At 55.3% G+C, this 18,614-nt stretch carries 17 protein-coding genes and 1 tRNA gene; 6 read left to right on the top strand and 12 right to left on the bottom strand.

Annotated features, from left to right (window positions below; all coding sequences use genetic code 11):
* Window positions 1-89: 89 nt before the first annotated feature.
* The 10 genes from mlaA to ccmA all read right to left on the bottom strand — a co-directional run bounded on the left by mlaA (window position 90) and on the right by ccmA (window position 8,215).
* Complete coding sequence (gene mlaA, locus ACT3RR_RS05030) at window positions 90-854, bottom strand: phospholipid-binding lipoprotein MlaA (RefSeq protein ID WP_353502813.1); 765 nt, start codon at window positions 852-854, stop codon at window positions 90-92.
* Window positions 855-886: 32 nt separating this feature from the next.
* On the bottom strand, window positions 887-2,098 hold the full coding sequence (ccmI, locus tag ACT3RR_RS05025) for a c-type cytochrome biogenesis protein CcmI (RefSeq protein WP_496199874.1): 1,212 nt from the start codon (window positions 2,096-2,098) through the stop codon (window positions 887-889).
* A complete protein-coding gene (locus tag ACT3RR_RS05020; RefSeq protein ID WP_496199873.1) occupies window positions 2,095-2,619 on the bottom strand; it encodes a cytochrome c-type biogenesis protein in 525 nt (174 codons plus the stop codon). The genes ccmI and ACT3RR_RS05020 overlap by 4 nt, the downstream gene beginning before the upstream one ends.
* On the bottom strand, window positions 2,616-3,167 hold the full coding sequence (locus ACT3RR_RS05015) for a DsbE family thiol:disulfide interchange protein (protein WP_496199872.1): 552 nt from the start codon (window positions 3,165-3,167) through the stop codon (window positions 2,616-2,618). The genes ACT3RR_RS05020 and ACT3RR_RS05015 overlap by 4 nt, the downstream gene beginning before the upstream one ends.
* Window positions 3,164-5,137: a heme lyase CcmF/NrfE family subunit gene (locus ACT3RR_RS05010; RefSeq protein WP_396132384.1), complete on the bottom strand. Its 1,974-nt coding sequence runs from the start codon at window positions 5,135-5,137 to the stop codon at window positions 3,164-3,166. The genes ACT3RR_RS05015 and ACT3RR_RS05010 overlap by 4 nt, the downstream gene beginning before the upstream one ends.
* Complete coding sequence (ccmE, locus tag ACT3RR_RS05005; protein ID WP_396132383.1) at window positions 5,134-5,628, bottom strand: cytochrome c maturation protein CcmE; 495 nt, start codon at window positions 5,626-5,628, stop codon at window positions 5,134-5,136. Before ccmE ends, ACT3RR_RS05010 begins: the two co-directional genes overlap by 4 nt.
* Window positions 5,625-5,903 (bottom strand): heme exporter protein CcmD, encoded by a 279-nt coding sequence (ccmD, locus tag ACT3RR_RS05000; protein WP_034791911.1) that lies wholly within the window; start codon window positions 5,901-5,903, stop codon window positions 5,625-5,627. Before ccmD ends, ccmE begins: the two co-directional genes overlap by 4 nt.
* A complete protein-coding gene (locus tag ACT3RR_RS04995) occupies window positions 5,903-6,637 on the bottom strand; it encodes a heme ABC transporter permease (protein ID WP_034791913.1) in 735 nt (244 codons plus the stop codon). The genes ccmD and ACT3RR_RS04995 overlap by 1 nt, the downstream gene beginning before the upstream one ends.
* 269 nt (window positions 6,638-6,906) lie before the next feature.
* Complete coding sequence (ccmB, locus tag ACT3RR_RS04990) at window positions 6,907-7,566, bottom strand: heme exporter protein CcmB (RefSeq protein WP_353502819.1); 660 nt, start codon at window positions 7,564-7,566, stop codon at window positions 6,907-6,909.
* Window positions 7,567-7,588: 22 nt separating this feature from the next.
* Window positions 7,589-8,215, bottom strand: a complete 627-nt coding sequence (gene ccmA, locus ACT3RR_RS04985; protein ID WP_496199871.1) for a cytochrome c biogenesis heme-transporting ATPase CcmA — start codon at window positions 8,213-8,215, stop codon at window positions 7,589-7,591.
* A 182-nt stretch (window positions 8,216-8,397) separates the two neighbouring features.
* Between ccmA and ACT3RR_RS04980 the strand changes: the two genes are divergently transcribed.
* The 5 genes from ACT3RR_RS04980 to ACT3RR_RS04960 all read left to right on the top strand — a co-directional run bounded on the left by ACT3RR_RS04980 (window position 8,398) and on the right by ACT3RR_RS04960 (window position 10,800).
* Window positions 8,398-9,318 carry a formate/nitrite transporter family protein gene (locus ACT3RR_RS04980; protein ID WP_496199870.1) on the top strand — a complete coding sequence of 307 codons (921 nt, stop codon included), beginning with the start codon at window positions 8,398-8,400 and terminating at the stop codon, window positions 9,316-9,318.
* 90 nt (window positions 9,319-9,408) lie between these two features.
* Window positions 9,409-9,483 (top strand) — tRNA-Arg (locus ACT3RR_RS04975).
* An 89-nt stretch (window positions 9,484-9,572) separates the two neighbouring features.
* A complete protein-coding gene (locus ACT3RR_RS04970) occupies window positions 9,573-10,181 on the top strand; it encodes a hypothetical protein (RefSeq protein WP_496199869.1) in 609 nt (202 codons plus the stop codon).
* Between the two features lie 93 nt (window positions 10,182-10,274).
* Window positions 10,275-10,643 carry a VOC family protein gene (locus ACT3RR_RS04965; RefSeq protein WP_496199868.1) on the top strand — a complete coding sequence of 123 codons (369 nt, stop codon included), beginning with the start codon at window positions 10,275-10,277 and terminating at the stop codon, window positions 10,641-10,643.
* A 28-nt stretch (window positions 10,644-10,671) separates the two neighbouring features.
* Window positions 10,672-10,800: a hypothetical protein gene (locus tag ACT3RR_RS04960; protein WP_396132376.1), complete on the top strand. Its 129-nt coding sequence runs from the start codon at window positions 10,672-10,674 to the stop codon at window positions 10,798-10,800.
* Between the two features lie 75 nt (window positions 10,801-10,875).
* On the opposite strand, the gene ACT3RR_RS04955 is transcribed toward ACT3RR_RS04960, so the two are convergent.
* Complete coding sequence (locus ACT3RR_RS04955; protein ID WP_353502828.1) at window positions 10,876-12,129, bottom strand: chitinase ChiD; 1,254 nt, start codon at window positions 12,127-12,129, stop codon at window positions 10,876-10,878.
* A gap of 150 nt (window positions 12,130-12,279) precedes the next feature.
* Entirely contained in the window at window positions 12,280-12,405 is a 126-nt protein-coding gene (locus ACT3RR_RS04950; protein ID WP_496199867.1) for a hypothetical protein, read from the bottom strand.
* A gap of 227 nt (window positions 12,406-12,632) precedes the next feature.
* Between ACT3RR_RS04950 and ACT3RR_RS04945 the strand changes: the two genes are divergently transcribed.
* Entirely contained in the window at window positions 12,633-18,614 is a 5,982-nt protein-coding gene (locus tag ACT3RR_RS04945) for an alpha-2-macroglobulin family protein (protein WP_496199866.1), read from the top strand.

The following is an 18,614-nucleotide window of genomic DNA, read 5'->3' as shown; positions in this document are numbered from 1 at the left end:
GTGACAGCTTGCAATAGCTGGCTTAGATTGTTGATTGCCAGACACAAAAAAAGCGCCGAAAGGCGCTTTTTTCATGGGCAGCATCTGAATCAGTTAGCTGAGTCGATACTTTGCAGATCATCCTGAATCGCCGCGGCGTTCGGGTTGTTCTGCGGCGTTAACTTGCCGCCGCTTGCCAGGAAGTCGTGACGCTGGAAGTAAGCTTCACGCACCATCAGGTAAGGGTCAGACGAGTTACGCAAGATAGCATCGGAGTCGAGCAATTCGGCACGGGTTTCAACACCTTCAAGCACGAACTTACCGGCCGACATCCAGAAGGTCAGGTAGCTGAGCATCGGGTAGAGGTAATCGACAGTGTCGCCGCCTTCGTCACGCAGAGTGAAGCTGCCGTAAGCCGGAAGCTGCACGTAAGGGCCATAACCTACGCCATAGTGTGCCAAAGTCGTGCCGAAGCCGCGCTTCTCTTCTTTCGCCAGTTTCGGGTTAGCCATTGACGCTACGTCAATCAGGCCGCCCATCCCCAGCAGGGTGTTAAGGAAGAAACGGTTAAAGTGGATCATCGCACGGTAAGGATCACCCTGTGCGAAGGCGTTCACCATGCTGGCTGGCTCATCGAGGTTATCGAAGAAGTTGGTCATCCCGTTACGCGCTGGCATCGGGACATAGTTTCTCCACGCCACAGCAACAGGACGAAGCACATAAGGGTCCATGATGTTGTAGTTGAAGTCGAACATTGTCCGGTTGAAACCTTCAAGCGGATCAGAACGTCCCTGCGGTTCGCTGTCCGATGATGTACCGGCACAACCCACCAGCAGCGCGGTCGCAAACGCCAGCCCAGTCAGGCGTAAGTTCATGGATATCTCCCTATTTTTCTTCAGTTCCGCTGTCAGGGAACCTGCTGATTAATCTCAATGCTGACCTGTCCATTGCCGGAAAAATCAGTCAGCGGACTGTCGCCGTACCAGTCACCTGCGGCTGGCGTTGCCAGTCCGTTTTGTGAAATTCGAACGCGTACTTTTAACTGATGCAGCGAAGAAAGCAATCTTTCCGGCATCATGGCATTGGAATCATCCATTGTCATGGCAAGCGGGAAGCGGCTCAGAGGCAGTTTCTTCACGGCAATCGGCACCGGGCTACTGCCATCGGTGACCGAAATAAATACCGTGCCTTGCTGCGGAATACTCTTCGCGGCGTTATCAGACAGCGTCACGTTAACCGCCAATTTAGCGGAGTTCTGCCCCGATTTGGCCTTCGCCTGCTCAATACTGGCGCGAACCATTTCAGCGCGTTTATCCCCGGCCGGCAGAATCTTCAGCATTAGCTCCCAGGCACCAATGGCCTGCGGATAATGCCCCTGCTCAAATTCATTGTAGGCTAGCAAACTCAGGACGCGTAGGTTGCCCTGATTTTGTTCCAGCATACTGCGCAACAGTTTGCCGCCGCTAATGTTATCTTGCGGATCGCCGGAGCGAGTTAACACTTCCGCATATCCGAGCTTGATGTCCATATTGTTCGGCGAAAGCTGGTAAGCATGGGCAAAAGCCTGCGTCGCGGTATTGGCATTATCCAGCGCCATACCCACGCGGCCGAGCATCATCCAGTCTTGCGCATTGTTCGGGTCGCGCTGCAATTCGGTACGCAGCCCTAAGCCGAGATCCTGCACGTCATTCATGGTTAAGGCTGGCGCATTGTCATCGGCCACGCGGTGGCGTAAATCTGGCATGCGCTGCATGACATTATTCCACGCGCTGACCTGGGTTAAACCGCCGGAATAGAGGTAGAACCCCAGCGTGACCAGCACGAGTAACAGTGCGCCCGGCACCAGCGTCCAGCGGCCAATTGGCTGCGCGGCGCGCTGCTGTTCTTCGGGAATATCACTCAGCAGGTTTTCCTGCAATTCGCGAATATGCTGCGGGCGCTCGTCAACCACGCCCTGCTCTTCGTCTTGCTCAAGCTCGCTCAGACGATGTTGGTAAAAAGCTTTGTTCAGCGCATCGCGCGACGTGTGTTCTGCCCTGTCGCGACGCATCACCGGCACCAAAAACAGTGCCAGCGCGATAATAAGCATCACTACAATAGTCAGCCAAAAAATACTCATGATCCTTTCCCGTCGCTCTCTGTCTTCGTGACATCAGTCAGTAACTGCGCCAGCCGCTGTTGTTCTTTTATTGAAAGCTCTGACGCTGACACGCCCTGTTTCACCGATGTTTCTGACCCTGTTTGTCCATTCTGGCGACGCGCGCGCATGACAATCACCGACGCGCCGATCAGTACAAACAGCAGAGGACCCAGCCATAAAATAAGCGTGGAAGGCGTAACTGGCGGTTCGTAGGTCACAAAGTTACCGTATCGCGCCACCATATACTGCACAATCTGCTCGCGCGTTTGGCCTTCATTAAGTAATTGATAAACCTTGGTACGCATATCGGCCGCTATGATCGAATCCGAGGCCGCGATGCTGGTGTTCTGGCACTTCGGGCAGCGAAGTTGCTCGGTGATTTGCCGATACTGCTGCTCCTGCGCTTCCGACTTGAACTGGTAAGTATCAATGGCGGCAAAGGCCGCCCAGCTCAAAGTCAGACCGAGGATCAGTGCGCAAAGTGAAGTGACGGCTCTCATGCGTCACCGCCATATTTTTTGTACAGCGGCAGGACTTCGTTTTGCCACACTTTAGCATTCATATCACCAGCATGGCGGTAGCGGATGATGCCCTGACCGTCGACCAGAAAAGTCTCCGGCGCGCCGTACACGCCGAGATCAAGGCCCAGCATGCCGTCGCCGTCGTACAGGCTCAGCGCATAGGGATTACCCAGCGTATTCAGCCAGTTAACTGCTTTCTGCCGGTCATCTTTATAGTTCAGCCCCACCACGCGGATGCCTTTCACCGCCAGCGTATTGAGATATTCATGCTCGGCGCGGCAAGTCGGGCACCAGGTCGCCCAGACATTCAGCAGAATCGGCTTGCCGTCGCGCAGCACCGACTGGTCGTAGGTTTTGCCCGGCTGCGACAGCGATTCCAGCTTAAATACCGGCACCGGTTTGCCGATCAACGCCGACTCCAGCAGGGTCGGGTCATCGCCGTTGGCGTTACGGGTCAGTTGCACCATAAAGGCCGCGGCCAGCGCCAAAAACAGCACCAGGGGGATAAATAGCAGTTTGCGACTCATGCCTCTTCAGCCTCCGCTTTGCCCTGACGCTTGAGTTTTTTGCTCATGCGATAACGCGGGTCGAGAATACAGAGCACGCCGCCAAAGGCCATGAAGATGCCGCCGAGCCAGATCCAGCGCACAAAAGGTTTGTAGTACAGGCGCACGGCCCAAGAGCCGTCGTCCATCTCTTCACCCAGCGCGGCATACAGGTCACGCGCCAGATTCCCGTGAATTGCCGCCTCGGTCATCATGGTGTGCGCCACGCTGTAATAGCGTTTTTCAGCATGCAAGGTGGTGACAGGTTTACCGTTGCGGGTGACGTCGATATTGGCTTCGCCACCGGAATAGTTGGAGCCTTGGATGTCGCGCATGTCGCGGAAAACAAAGTGATAATCGTGGATATCCACGCTGTCGCCCGCTTTCATTCGCACATCACGCTCGACGCTGTAATTCTGGCTAAAGGCGATACCAATCACCGTGACGGCGACGCCCAGATGCCCCAGCACCATGCCCCAGTGGCTGCGGGAAAGATGGGTCAACCCGCGCCAGAAGGTATGACGATGAGTGGCGCGCTCGTGCAGCTCCATCAAGGTTAGGACAATCACCCATACCGACATCAGCAGGCCGACCACCGTCATGCCGACGATTTTGTCCTGCAGTAGCCAAGGCAGCAGAATCGACAACAGTAAAGTCACCACGAGCGCCACGCCAAGGCGACGCCACAGCTTGCTTGGCTCGTCACGACGCCAGCGTACCAGTGGGCCGATGCCCAACAGCAGGGCCAGCGGGGCCATCAACCAAGTAAACATGGTATTAAAGAAAGGTTCGCCGATGGAAATACTGCCCATGCCGAGCTGTTTGTGAATTAGCGGCAGCAGCGTGCCAAGCAGCACCACCAGCATGGCGGCTACCAGCAGCACGTTATTGCCTAATAGATAGCTTTCGCGCGAGTGCAGTTCGTGGCGGCTTGGCGCACGCACCGAGTTGCCTTTAATGGCGTACAGCAGCAGCGAGCCGCCGATGATGATCACCAGATAGGCCAGAATAAACATGCCGCGCGCTGGGTCTGAGGCGAAGGAGTGAACCGACACCAGCACGCCCGAGCGCACCAGGAAGGTCCCCAGCAGGCAGAGTGAGAAACAGGTAATGGCCAACAGCACGGTCCAGGCTTTGAAGGTGCCGCGTTTTTCAGTCACCGCCAGCGAGTGGATCAGCGCCGTGCCTGCCAGCCAAGGCATAAACGAGGCGTTTTCTACCGGATCCCAGAACCACCAGCCGCCCCAGCCTAATTCGTAATAAGCCCATGCCGAGCCCAGCACGATGCCCATGGTCAGGAACACCCATGCCGCCGTCGTCCAAGGTCGCGACCAGCGCGCCCACGCGGTATCCAGTCGGCCCGCTATCAGCGAGGCAATGGCAAACGCGAAGGCCACGGAGAAGCCGACATATCCCATATACAGCAATGGCGGGTGGAAAATCAGCCCAATATCTTGCAGCACGGGGTTAAGGTCGCTGCCGTCCACCGGGAAGCCCGGCAAAGTGCGAATAAACGGGTTAGAAGTCAGCAGGATAAACACCAGGAAGCCGGCGGTGATCATCCCCATGACGGCCAGCACGCGGGCCACGGCGTCTTGCGGCATGCGGCGGCTAAACAGCGCCACCGCCAGCGTCCAGCAACTCAGCAGCAGCACCCACAGCAGCAGCGAGCCTTCGTGCGCGCCCCAGGTGGCGGCCATGCGGTAATAGACCGGCAGGCGAGTGTTGGAGTTATTCGCCACATAGGCGACGGTAAAGTCGTTCACCACAAAGGCGTGAACCAGAATGATAAAGGCCAGCGTAATGGCGGCGAACATGCCGTAAGAGAGCGGGCGCGCCATCGCCATCATGCGGTTATCTTGCCGCGCCGCGCCCCATTGTGGGTAAATACTTAGGAGTATCGCCAGACCTAAAGCCAGACAGAGGGAAAAGGTTCCTATTTCCGGCATCATGAGCGAACACTTCCTTTATCGTTACCCGCGTAGGCCGCAGCCGGGGCTTTGTTATCATCTTTCATTGCATCTTCCACTTCTGGCGGCACGTATTTCTCATCATGCTTCGCCAGCACTTGCTGAGCATTGACCACGTTACCGGCTTCCATCACACCCTGCGCCACGACGCCCTGCCCTTCGCGGAACAGGTCCGGCAGGATGCCGTTGTAGGTCACGCTAATCGCGCCACGAGCGTCATAAATTTTAAAACTGACCTGCAAACTCTTGGCATCGCGCTTTACCGAGCCGGGCATCACCATGCCGCCAATACGCAGGCGCTGGCCGACAAACGGCATCTCATGGTTTTCACCTTTACCTTGCAGAATCTCGGTTGGCGTATAGAACAGATCAATGTTGGATCTCAGGGCGTACATCACCAGAGAGATGCTCAGGCCAAGGCCGACCAGCACCACCAGCGCCAGCGAAAGGCGCTTTTTACGACGTGGATTCACAATAACTTCTCCCCGGACGCGTCCGGTTTCAACCGAGGTACAGCCGGCTTCGTCGCGGCTGGCGATTCATTAGTAGGGTTTCGTTTGGATTGCACAATGCGCTTTTCCCGCGCCTGACGACGGCGAACGTCAGCCAGAATTTGCCGACGCTGCACCATGGTGTGCGCCACTAAGGCAATCAGAGAAATCAGCGTGGCTGCGACAGAGAGCCAGACATAAAAGGCGTAGCCGCCCATGTCGAAGAATGCCTGCCAGCTTGAGAATGCGGCGTTCATCAGCGGCGCTCCTTATTAACCAATTCGGCCACCCACGGGCGCAGGCGCTCCTGAATAAGAATAAGGTTACGCAGGCGCATTAGCGTCAGCGTAATAAAGAAGAAGAGATAGCCGAAGATGGCCCAGCGCAGCGGGTAACGCATGCTTGGGTCGATGGTTTGCTGCATGTTGGTCGAGCCTTGATGCAGGGTGTTCCACCACTCCACCGAGTAGTGAATGATAGGAATGTTGACCACGCCGACCAGTACTAAAATACCCGCAGCGCGCCCGGCAAGGCGGCGATCTTCAAAGGAGTGGTATAAGGCGATGGCTCCCAGATAGAGGAACAGCAGCACCAGCTCGGAAGTCAGGCGCGCGTCCCACACCCACCAAGTTCCCCACATAGGTTTGCCCCAGGCGGAGCCGGTGACCAGCGCAATAAAGGTGAAGACGGCCCCGACGGGTGCCATGGCGGCCATGGCTAAGTCAGACATTTTCATCTGCCACACCAGCCCGATAAAGGCGGCTATCGCCATCGCGCTGTAAATCCCCATCGACCAGATAGCCGCCGGGACGTGAATGTACATGATGCGATAGCTGTTACCCTGCTGGTAATCAGGCGGCGCGTAGCCAAAGCCCCAGACCCAGCCAATTAGCAAACAGGCTAATCCCAGAATGCCGAGCCACGGAATAAACCGGCCGCAGACCGAGTAAAGACGCTCGGGTCGCGCGAGTTGATGTAACCATTTCCACATTGTTATCGTTGCTCACTCTAAAAAGACTTTCACTGGGGCGCGTGGACCGTTATTGGCCTATTGCGCGGTAAGAGATGGAACCGGTTTCTATCCGCACTTATTTATTCGCACTGAATACCCCTTCCCTATATTGTTCCCTATAGAGAAGTGTGATGTTAGTCAAAGGTTGCGCTTTTTCTGCCAATTTGTAACTACAGGTAAATTTACCCAAATTGATCGGAATAATATTGACCCGTCATACTTCGAGCTGAAGCTCGAAGTATGACGGGTCAGTGAATGCTGACTCGCAAAGCTGCCGCCGTGGCGAACGGTGCGAGTGTCGCACTTCCCGCCAGCATCGCGCCAAGAATTGCCAGATATCCGCCGAGCGGCATGCCCATAGAGGCGGCGTCGATGGCACCTGTGGCAAAAATCAGCACCGGAATATACAGCGGCAATACCAACAAACTAAGCAGCACCCCGCCTTTGCGCAGGCCCACGGTCAGCGCCACGCCAATGGCACCAATAAAACTCAGGGTCGGCGTTCCTAGCAAAATGGTCAGCGCGACGGCTTTCCACGTGTTGAAATCCAGCGACAGCAGCAATGCAATCACCGGAGATAAAATCAATAACGGCAGCCCGGTGACCACCCAGTGAGCACATACTTTGCCTAGAACCGTTAGCGCTAGCGGGGATGGTAACAATAGTAGCTGCTCCAGCGTGCCGTCGAGGAAGTCATCACGGAACAACCTCTCCAGTGACAGCAGCGAGGCGAGCAGTGCCGCGACCCAGACGATGCCCGGCGCAATGCGCGCCAGCAGTTGTGGTTCCGGTCCCAGCCCCAGTGGAAACAGGGTGATCACAATTATAAAGAACCACAGCGGGTTGATGATTTCCGCACTTTTACGAAAAGCGATTTTAAGTTCGCGGCGCAGGACTTTAATAAACATTAGACCAACTTCCCTAATCGAGTCATAGCAGTTCTGCGTTAGTCAGGCGGAGCTTGCGCACGTCGCGGCTCACGCCCTGTAGGTCTTGGTGGGTAGTAAGCACTACCATACCGCCTCGTCCGGCGTGCATTTCGAACAGGTCGATCAGTGTCGCCACGCCCTGCTTGTCGATAGCCGTCAGAGGTTCATCAAGGATCCACAGCGGCGCACGCGTCAGCCATAGTCTCGCCAATGCAACGCGGCGCTGTTGCCCGGCGGACATCTGCGCCACGATGACATCTTCATAGCCCAGCAGGCCGACATTTTCTAATGCCTGATACAGAGCGTCGCCATCAACTTTGCCATCAACCGACTGATAAAATGCCAGATTTTCATACGCAGTGAGTACTGACTTTATCCCCGGCTGATGGCCGAGAAAGAGTAAATCCTGATGGAACAGGTCGCGCTGGCGGCGAGTATTCTCACCCTTCCAGCGCACTTCGCCGGAGTCCGGTGAAGAAAGCCCGGCCAAAATCCGCAGCAGGCTGGTTTTCCCGGCGCCGTTCTGGCCTTCAATTTGCACCATATCACCGGGCTCGATGGTGAAACTCAGGTCGCTAAACAGGGGGCGCTCGTCGCGCACGCAGCTCAGGTTAACGGCTTCAAACATCGGAATATCCCGTAAAATTCACAAGGGTACATCATATCATAAGCATCCTATGCGTCGCAGCCAGAGGTTGCAGTGGTTCCTGCCACTACCCGTCTGTCTTGCAGCATAACTACCATCCCTGTCCTATGCTTAAAACGGTTTTATTTTTCCGCGATGCCTCGCAAAACTTCTGGGGAAACACCATGAATCAAGCCACAAAACAGCAGAATAAAGAGAACGATGTCGATAGCGAGGAGCATGCGCAAGGCACTGAGATTGAAGTTGATGAAGAGAACCTGCCCTCGCGCGCGGCGGCGGTTCACGAGCAGATTCGCCAAGAGGGAGAGAAGGAGCTGGAGCGCGACGGATTGGCGCTGTTCTGGTCGGCGGTAGCCGCAGGGCTGTCGATTAGCGCCTCCATGATGGCCAAAGGCATTTTGCACGCCCGCCTGCCGGAGTCGCCAGAACGCTTTTTCATCGAGAATATCGGTTACACCGCGGGCTTCATTATTGTCATCATGGCTCGCCAGCAGCTGTTCACCGAAAATACCGTCACCGCCGTGCTGCCGGTGATGCATAAGCTGACGCTAAAAAACAGCGCCCTGCTGCTACGCCTGTGGAGCTGGGTGCTCGGCGGCAATCTGATTGGCTGCGCCTGCGCCGCGCTGGCCTTCCACCTGGTGCCGTTTTTCGACGCCGATACCGACGCGGCCTTTCGCAGCATCAGCCTGGAGATCATGAAGAAAGATCCGACGGCGATGTTTGTCAGCGGCATTATTTCCGGCTGGCTGATTGCCACCATGGTGTGGATGCTGCCCTCGGCAGGCGCGGCCAAAGTGTGGGTGATCATGCTGATGACCTATCTGGTGGCCATCGCCGACCTGACGCACATTGTGGTCGGCTCGGTGGAAATCCTCTATCTGGTGTTTACCGGCGCAATCCCTTGGCAGCAGTTTATCTGGCCCTTCGCCCTGCCAACCCTCGCCGGGAACATCATCGGCGGCACCTTTATCTTCGCGCTCATCAGCCATGCCCAAATCCGCAATGACATGAGCAACCAGAACAAGGCCAAGCAGCAGAAGAGAGCCAAGAACAAGCAGGAAAACCAACAGAAAGCCCAATAACTGGCGACGAAACAACCAAACGACCGCCTAACGCCTTATTATTGTGGCAAAAACGAGTATACTACGCGGGCGCTTTCCCAAGCCGCCCGTGTCTCCTTAGTTAAACGGATATAACAAGCCCCTCCTAAGGGCTAGTTACAGGTTCGATTCCTGTAGGGGACACCATTTTTTCCTGTTGTAATTTCCACTCTCTTATCACAAAATTTCCAGATTTTACTTACCAATAAGCATTTTAATGCTGCAGGAGAAATACAATGTCAGTTCAGGATAAAATTGCTTTATTCTCGGCAATTGGCTCTTGGGTTTCTGCTTTCGCGACATTTTTAGCCGCCTTTATTGCACTCTATCTTGGATTTAAACCTTATAGAATAAAAGTGCGAGCCAAGCATTGCACAAGATATATAGGCGACATTGAAAATGAAATAACCTTAGATGAAGACAAATTTAAAATCCATTTAATTATAAGTAACCATTCACTTTCAAAAATATATGTTGAGAGGGTTCAAATAGTAACAGGTGGACTCATACAGCGAAGCAAAATTCTCTCACGACTATTGATGGGTGCAATGCACGACCAAGGCTCTGGGATAATAAAACCTAATAATTTTTTTCGCAGGGATCTGAAGGTGCTTTACCGCACAGCCAACTACCTTCCGAATATAACCCCTGATAAACCTGTAGCAATAGCACCATATGATAGTCTAATCATTATATTCAAAGGTACTGAAAGAGAATGGGTGAAAAATGAAAGGGAAACGGCTAAGAACTATAGATTTAACTATAAAAAAATAGCAATGAGAATAAGCTTATCAAATGGCAAAGTAATTTACTCCAAGGGATATATTAATATGGAAAAAGAGTAAAAAAATCCGTCTCATTAGAATAAAAAAATAGTGCTATATTGATTTAAGAAATTTTAAAACGAATCCTCCCCCAAAATAATTAAGGCCACCAACATGCCCAACCTAACCCCCTTCTCCTACGTCCTTGCCGTCCCCAACCTCGCCAAAACTTCGGCTTATTTCCGGGATGCGTTGGGGTTTAACCTTGCCTGGCCGGAGGGAGGTGGCTGGCAGCTGGCGGTGCGGGGGGGAGTGCGGATAATGTTGGGGGATTGCCCGGATGCGATTGCGCCTTCGGCGTTGGGCGACCATAGTTACTTTGGGTATTGGCATGTTGATGATGCTACTGCACTTTATGATGAATTTACCGCCGCGGGCGCGATCATTATTCAGCCTATTGCCGACACGCCACACGGCATGCGCGAATTCACTATTGCGACGCCGGACGGGCATCGGATGGCGATTGGTGAAGACTTGGGCTGATAATCTAGACACTTAGCGAGGGAAGCGCGTGTTTTACCGGTTTTTAGAGATTTTAGTATTTTTACTGCTGCTGCTGTGGATTGCGCTGCTGTTTAACGTCGGCGGGATGTCGGTAAAGCTCAGCGAATTCATGACTTATCTTGATTCACTATTCTGACCTTTGCGTAAGCCACAAAAAAGCCACTTACCCAGTAAGTGGCTGATTAGTTTGATGACTTAAAGCATTTCTATCTTAGTGTTTAACGCCCAGCGTATCGGCCAGGGTTCTGGCTAACTGGTTGTTATCATCGGCACCAAACTCCCAGAACATGGCCCCGGCCAACCCTTTGCTTTTGATGTATTCCCCTTTGATAGCCACCGAGCGCGGGTTTTCGTAAGAGATAGCAAACAGCGGATCGCCCTTGGCAGACTTGATCGACAACCACGGCACTTTCGCCTCATCATCCCAGTGCTGGGTGAAGCGTTTTTGCGGGTCGTTAAGCAGTTTACTGACGATGTCGTTGTACTTCACATAGGTATCTTTGGTCAGGTCATAGCCCAGCGACTTGAACAAGGCAATCTCGGTCGGGCTAAACGACGGCTGAGTAACCGGATTTTTCTGCGCGTCTGGCTTGGTCCAGTCAATGCCAGGCTCCATGGTGCGTTTTGGTACCCGCCCGTAGAAACCTATGCCGAGGTTCATCTGGCTGGCCTTCAGCCCCGCCGCGAGGTAGTTATTCACTACGAAATCTGCGCTGTATTTATCCGCCGCCGCGACGGTTGGCCACTCTTTCGAGTCATACAGGTTGGAGTTGAAGTACTGCGTGCCGTAGGCCATGTCGTAGGTCATCAGGTTGATGTAATCCAACGACGGGGCGATGGCTTTGACGTCAATCCAGCTTTTCGGGCTTTCAGCGCTGGCGGCGACGGCGATGGTCACCAGCTTCTGTTTGCCAAATCTTTCACGCAGCTCTTTCAAGATGGCGGTGAAGTTATCTTTGTCGGCAGGCGTGCTGTCCACCAGTCCCCACGCGCCGTTGACCGGATATTCCCAGTCGAGGTCGATGCCATCAAGGCCATATTTTTTTACGATCTGTTCTGCGGAATCAATGAAGATTTTGCGCGTTTCCGGGGTAGCTGCGGCGGAAGAGAAACCGCGCGCGCCCCAGCCGCCGACGGAAAGCAGCACTTTCAGGTTCGGGTTCTGTTTACGCAAAGCGGGGATTTTTGCCAGATCGGCTTCAACTTTGGGTGACAGCCAAATCTGGTGCAACTTGGCAGGGTCTTTCAGCGCGGCGTTGGTTTCGCCCGCCTCATTGTTGTAAACCAAACCAAATGAGTAGTTGAGATGGGTTATCAGGCGAACGTCGAGTTTATCGATGTCGCCCCCCGGGCCGGCAGTGACGTCACCGCCGCCGTTGAAATAGCCCACTGACATGAGAGAGTTGGCTGAGGCAACTGACGCGCACAGCAAGGGTAATACCGCGAGAAGGGGTAAAAGTTTCATAAATAAGCCTCTTTGACATTTTAAAAACAAATACCGCGACCTAAAGTGAGGTGGCGAATAAACAACCACCTAACCTTAGCATCGCTGGCCTGTCAAAGCAGATATTCATGACAGAATTGTGACCGATATTATGGACTTAATAAGTCATGGTTAGAACGTCCAGCGCACCCCGCCGGTGTAGCCCCAGCCCTTGGCACCATTGCTGTTTATCTCTTTGCGATAATCTACTTCTGCATAGAGCGACACGTCTTTTTTGAAGGTCGCCGTGCCGCCCACGCTGTCTTTGCCGCCGTCGAGGCGCAGCAGAGAAGAGGAAAATTGTTCGTTATTGAGCTGTTAAATAACGATGGTTTTATTCGCTATTTCTCTTGCTTTTACTTACCATTCCTTACAAATGTGGTGAGCCCTCCTGCCAGCCCGATAGCCTGAGCTTTTTAATCGCCTTGGCCTGTCGCCGCGCGCAGTGATACCGATCCTTGGCTTGTGGAAAAAAGGTTCAAATAATGGATTTATTACGGTTTTTGCTTCGTCTGCCCTTCACTTTACTTAAAGGTGTTTGCTGGCTATTGGCCAAAATTGTTTGGCTGGTGGGGCTGGTGCTGCGCCCGCTGATTGGCAATATTCAGTGGCGCTCCCCTGCATGGGTGGCGGGCGTGAAGAAAGGTTTCCTCGCTACGGAAAAGGGGGTGGATAGCCATCCAAAATCAGTCGCCGCCGGACTTTTGCTGCTGGTGTTGCTGGCTGTCGGAGGTTTTTACGGCTATCACGCCTGGCTCAACCGCCCTCAACCCATTGAACCTGCCCCTATGGTTTATCAACAAACCACGGTGCGCGTCGCCGGGCCGGAGCGGGTGAACTACAACGCGCAGAACCGTCCGCCGCAGGAGATCATTCTCTATTTCAGCCATGCCGCTGCGCCTATCACATTGGTGGGGAAAGCCGTCGAGCAAGGCGTAAGCCTGTCGCCAGCCGTTGCAGGCCAATGGGTATGGCGCAATGCCGCAACGCTGGTCTTCACCCCGAAAGCCGCGCTGCCTATGGGTTCGGCGTATAAAATCAAGCTCGACGCCGACAAGTTGCTGGCGCCGCAAATCAAAATTAAACAGACCGAGTACAGCGCCAACGCGCCCTCATTCGACTATCAGTTAGGTCAGGCCGAGTACTACCAAGATCCGCAGGATGCCCAGAAGCGCAGCGCGATTTTCCGCGTGCAGTTCAACGCGCCGGTGGACGTGGCGAGTTTCGAAAAACGCATCTCATTGGGTTTGATTGAAGGCAAAGGGACGCCGGAGAAAAAGCTCAACTTCTCACTGGTGTATGACGAGAAAAAGCTCAATGCCTGGGTCCACTCTGAACCGTTGAAAGCCTTAGAGCACGGCGGATCGGTGCACGTGGCCATTGATAGCGGCGTGAAGGCCAGCGTGGCCTCGCAGCCGACGGCGGGCAAGAAGGATGACTGGGTTACTGTGCCGAGCCTGTATAGCCTCAGCGTGGCCGACGTGGCCGCCACCGTGGTGAACTCCGACGACAACCAAGGCAGCCGCGCGCTGGTGGTCGCTCTCAGCGATGGCGTTAAAGACAAAGAGATCGGTGCCGCGGTCAAAGCCTGGCTGCTGCCGCAAAAGAACCCGAAATACGGCGATGATGACCAGGACGCTATCTACCCGTGGTCGATGTCCGACATCGATACTGGCATCATCAACCAATCTGCGCCGGTCAAGCTGGCGTTAAACGACGCCGAGCAGGAGTATCAGCCGCAGTTCAGCTTCACTTTTGACGCCCCGGCCCATCGCTACTTGCTGGTGGAAATCAATAACGCGCTGACCTCATTCGGCGGCTACAAGATGCCGGAGAAGCAGTATCGCGTGGTGGCGGTGCCGGACTACCCGACCTCGCTGAGTTTTATGTCGCAAGGCTCGCTGCTGTCGATGAACGGCGAGAAGCAAATCAGCGTGGCGGCGCGCAACGTGCCGGGCCTCAAGCTGGATATCAAACGGGTTATTCCAAGCCAGTTGCAGCACATCGTCTCCTTCAAAAGCAGTCAATACTCCTCGGCGGAGTTCAACCGTCTGGGCGATGAATACTTTACCGAGCACTTTGAATACACCCACGCGGTGGACAACCAGAAGCCGGGCGAAGTGAGCTATCAAGGCATCGACCTGTCGCGCTATCTGTCAGACAACCCGAACGCCCGTCGCGGCGTGTTCTTGCTGACCCTCACCCCGTGGGATCCGGCGAAAAAGGCCGAGCAGCCAGAAGAAGGCCAGCCGGAAGAAGAGTACAGCGAAGACGGCGAGAGTAGCGACGCGCAGGTGGGCGACTCCCGCTTCGTGGTGATCACCGATTTGGGCATCATCAGCAAACGCTCGCAGGACAAAACCCGCGACGTGTTTGTGCAGTCAGTGCAATCCGGCCTGCCGGTCAGCGACGCCAAGGTGTCGGTCATTGGTAAGAACGGCGTGGCACTGCTCACCCAAACCACTGACGCAGAAGGCCACGCTCGCTTCCCGGCGCTGGATGTCTACAAAAATGAGCGCCAGCCGGTAATGTTCCTGGTCGAGAAGCAGGGAGACGTCTCCTTCCTGCCGACCAGCGACTACAACGATCGCGGTTTAGACCTGTCGCGCTTTGACGTCAGCGGCGAGCAAACGCCGTCTGACCCGCGCACGCTGAGCAGCTATCTGTTCTCTGACCGTGGCGTGTATCGCCCCGGCGACACCTTCAACATTGGCCTGATCACCCGCACCGCCCAGTGGGGCAATAATCTGGCGGGGGTGCCGGTTCGTGCCGAAATCCGCGACCCGCGCGACACGCTGATGAGCACTCAGCCGCTCAAACTCACCGCCAGCGGCTTCAACGAGCTGAGCTACACCACCAGCGAAAGTTCGCCAACCGGCGAGTGGAATGTCTATCTCTACCTGATTGGCAAAAATAACGACGCCACCACCCTACTCGGCCACGTGGCGGTCAATGTCAAAGAGTTCGAGCCGGACCAGCTGAAGGTCAAACTGCAATTGACGCCGGACCGCAAACAGGGCTGGGTCAAGCCGTCGGAGCTGCAAGCCAATATTGATGTGCAAAACCTGTTTGGCACCCCGGCGCAGAACCGCCGTGTGACCTCCAAACTGACTCTGCGCCCTATGTATCCGAGCTTTGACCAATACCCGGACTACCTGTTCTACGAGAATCGCACTAACAACGACGGTTTCGACACCGAGTTGCAGGAGCAAACCACCGATCTCGAGGGTAAAGCCGCGATCCCGCTGGATCTCAAAGCCTATGCTGATGCTACCTATCAGCTGCAACTGCTGTCCGAAGCTTTCACCGCGGGCAGTGGTCGCTCGGTGGCCGCCACCGCCCGCGTGCTGGTGTCGCCTTATGATTATTTAGTCGGCGTGAAGGCCGACGGCGACTTGGGTTACATCAACAAGGACGCCGAGCGCCATCTCAATCTGATTGCGATTAATCCGTCGCTGGCGAAGATTGCCCTGCCGGACCTCAGCCTGTCGCTGATTGAGCAAAAAACCGTGTCAGTGCTGACCAAGCAGGATTCGGGCGTCTATAAATATCAGTCGAAAATGCGCGAAGTGCAGCTCTCCGAGCAGCCGCTGGCGATTGCCGCCGAAGGCAGCGATTTCCGCCTGCCGACCCAGCAGCCCGGCGACTTAGTGCTGGTGGTGAAAACCGCGCAGGGTCAGGTGCTTAACCGCGTTTCTTACAGCGTGGCGGGCAATGCCAACCTCAGCCGCTCTTTGGACCGCAACGCAGAGCTAAAACTGAAACTTAATCAGGCCGAATACCAGCCGGGCGAAGAGATTGAAATCGCCATCAACGCGCCTTACACCGGCAGTGGCCTAATCACCATCGAAAAAGATAAAGTCTATAGCTGGCAGTGGTTTAAAAGCTCCACCACCAGTTCAGTACAGAAGATTCGCGTGCCAGCAGGCATGGAGGGGAATGGCTACATCAACGTGCAGTTCGTGCGCGATGTGAATTCCGATGAAATCTTTATGAGCCCGCTGAGCTACGGCGTGATGCCATTCAAAATCAGCACCAGCGCCCGCAAAGCCGGTTTACAACTCAGCACGCCTGAAGTGATTAAACCGGGAGAAAAACTGCCGATCACCGTCAACACCGACTCGCCGCAAAACGTGGTGGTGTTCGCGGTGGATGAAGGGATTTTGCAGGTCGCGCGCTACAAGCTGAAAGACCCGCTGGAGTTCTTCTTCCGCAAGCGCGAGCTGAGCGTCGACAGCGCGCAGATCCTCGACCTGATCCTGCCGGAGTTCAGCAAAATTATGTCGCTGACCTCCGCGCCGGGCGGCGACGCCGGTGAAGGGCTGGATCTGCACCTCAACCCGTTCAAACGCAAACGCGATAAGCCGGTGGCCTACTGGTCTGGCATCGTGCCGGTCAATGGTCAGGCGCGCTTTGACTACCCGGTGCCGGACTACTTTAACGGCAAAATCCGCGTGATGGCGATTTCGGTCACGCCGGACAAAATCGGGATGGCGCAGACCAACGCCACGGTGCGCGATAACTTCATCATGACGCCAAATGTGCCTTCTATGGTGGCACCGGGGGATGAGTTTGACATCAGCGTTGGCGTGAGCAATAACCTTGAAGGCGCGAGCGACCAGCCGGTGGATATCGCCGTTAAGCTGACCCCGCCGCCACAGCTCGAGGTGGTGGGCGATGCCCAGCAGTCGCTGTCGCTAGCCGCCAAGCGCGAAGGCAATCTGACCTTCCGCCTGCGCGCCAAGGCCGAGCTGGGGGATGCGCCACTGGTCTTCGACGCTCATTACGCCGACAAGAGCAGCCGCCGCACCATCAGCACCTCCGTGCGTCCGGCGATACCGTTCCGCACCCAGTCGGTGATGGGCCGCATGAGTGGCAAAACCCAGAGTGTCGACAATCTGCGCAGCATGTTCGATGCCTATGCCCAGCGCGAGGCGGTAGTGTCGAACTCGCCGTTGGTGCTGACCAGCGGGCTGGCGCAGTATCTGGCGGATTATCCTTATTACTGCTCTGAGCAGATTGTCAGTCGTTCGATCCCATTGGTGCTGCAAAGCAAGTACCCGCAGCTCAAGGGCAAGCTGAGTCAGGCCGAGGTGAACAGCCAGTTGAACAACATGCTGCGCACCCTGCGTTCGCGGCAGAACAACAGCGGCGCGATTGGTCTATGGCAGGCCTCGCCGGTCGCCGATCCGTTTATCACGCCATATGTCGTGCAGTATATGCTGCTGGCAAAATCGTCCGGCTACGCCATCCCTGCCGGCATGCTGGAAGAGGCCAATAGCGCACTGCGCGAACAGGCCGCCAGCGGCTATGAGGACTTGTACCATCTGCGCCTGCGCGCCTTCGCGGTTTACTTACTGACGCTGCAAGGGGAAGTCACCACCAACGCGCTGGCATCGGTACAGGACAGTCTGCAAAAAGGTTACGCCAACAATTGGCAAACCGACCTGAGCGCGCTCTATTTGGCCTCGTCATATCGCCTGCTGAAAATGGATGACGAAGCCAATAAGCTGTTGCAGCCGAGCTGGAATGAGCTGGGCAAGGCGTACAACAGCGCATGGTGGTCGCAGAACTACTTCGACCCGCTGGTGCAGGACGCCACTCGCCTGTACCTGATCACCCGCCACTTCCCGGAAAAGGCCGCTTCGATTCCGCCGCAGGTGCTGGAGAATATGGTGAAAGCGCTGAAAGAGGAGCGTTACACCACTTACTCCTCCGCCATGAGCATCTTGGCGCTGGACAGCTACTCAAGCCAAATCGCCCAGCAGTCGAGCGCCGATGGCCTGAGCATCAGCGCTATCAGTAAAGAGAAGCAGGCGCAGCCGGAGGTGATTTCAACCCTGCAAGGGCTGTTCGCCAAAGGTGATTTTAACGCCTCGGCGCGCTCGATTGAATTCAGCAACCAGAACGACGCACCGGCCTGGTACGTGGTGACGCAGTCGGGCTACGACGTGGCCGCGCCTCAGAAAGCCATCTCTCGCGGGCTGGAAATCACCCGTGACTACACCGACGAGCACGGTAAGCCGGTTACTCAGGTCACTTTGGGCGAGAAGATCAATGTCCATCTGAAGATCCGCGCCAATGCGAAGGAAGGTCAAAGTAATCTGGCGATTGTCGATTTGCTGCCGGGCGGCTTTGAAGTGGTGCAGCAGGCTGCGCCAGAGCCGGAAAACGAAGGCGAGAACGGCGACAGCGAGGCGCAGGCCGATAACGTTTGGCGTTCGCCAATCGCCGCCGACGGTTCAACCTGGCAGCCGGACTACAGCGACGTGCGCGACGACCGGGTGATTATCTATGGCAGCGCCAGCACCGAGGTGCAGGAGTTTGTTTATCAGATTAAATCGACCAATACCGGCAGCTTCGTGATCCCTCCAGCCTTCGGCGAAGCCATGTACGACCGCGAGGTTCAGGCGCTGTCGGTAGGTTCGGGAAATATCGTGGTGGTTCCGGCGGATGCTAAAAAGTAA

Source organism: Ewingella sp. AOP8-B2-18, from assembly GCF_052376015.1.
In the GTDB taxonomy this organism is placed as follows: domain Bacteria; phylum Pseudomonadota; class Gammaproteobacteria; order Enterobacterales; family Enterobacteriaceae; genus Ewingella; species Ewingella allii.
Note: the sequence above shows the minus strand (reverse complement) of the source record. Positions and strands in the feature narration are given on the sequence as shown.

Coding starts and splice junctions, on each gene's coding strand:
- ACT3RR_RS05015 (WP_496199872.1), bottom strand. CDS start 3,167: ATGAGTCGCAAACTGCTATTTATCCCCCTGGTGCTGTTTTTGGCGCTG.
- ACT3RR_RS05020 (WP_496199873.1), bottom strand. CDS start 2,619: ATGAGAGCCGTCACTTCACTTTGCGCACTGATCCTCGGTCTGACTTTG.
- ACT3RR_RS04955 (WP_353502828.1), bottom strand. CDS start 12,129: ATGAAACTTTTACCCCTTCTCGCGGTATTACCCTTGCTGTGCGCGTCA.
- ccmA (WP_496199871.1), bottom strand. CDS start 8,215: ATGTTTGAAGCCGTTAACCTGAGCTGCGTGCGCGACGAGCGCCCCCTG.
- ACT3RR_RS04965 (WP_496199868.1), top strand. CDS start 10,275: ATGCCCAACCTAACCCCCTTCTCCTACGTCCTTGCCGTCCCCAACCTC.
- ccmB (WP_353502819.1), bottom strand. CDS start 7,566: ATGTTTATTAAAGTCCTGCGCCGCGAACTTAAAATCGCTTTTCGTAAA.
- ccmD (WP_034791911.1), bottom strand. CDS start 5,903: ATGAACGCCGCATTCTCAAGCTGGCAGGCATTCTTCGACATGGGCGGC.
- ACT3RR_RS04995 (WP_034791913.1), bottom strand. CDS start 6,637: ATGTGGAAATGGTTACATCAACTCGCGCGACCCGAGCGTCTTTACTCG.
- mlaA (WP_353502813.1), bottom strand. CDS start 854: ATGAACTTACGCCTGACTGGGCTGGCGTTTGCGACCGCGCTGCTGGTG.
- ACT3RR_RS05010 (WP_396132384.1), bottom strand. CDS start 5,137: ATGATGCCGGAAATAGGAACCTTTTCCCTCTGTCTGGCTTTAGGTCTG.
- ACT3RR_RS04980 (WP_496199870.1), top strand. CDS start 8,398: ATGAATCAAGCCACAAAACAGCAGAATAAAGAGAACGATGTCGATAGC.
- ccmI (WP_496199874.1), bottom strand. CDS start 2,098: ATGAGTATTTTTTGGCTGACTATTGTAGTGATGCTTATTATCGCGCTG.
- ACT3RR_RS04970 (WP_496199869.1), top strand. CDS start 9,573: ATGTCAGTTCAGGATAAAATTGCTTTATTCTCGGCAATTGGCTCTTGG.
- ACT3RR_RS04945 (WP_496199866.1), top strand. CDS start 12,633: ATGGATTTATTACGGTTTTTGCTTCGTCTGCCCTTCACTTTACTTAAA.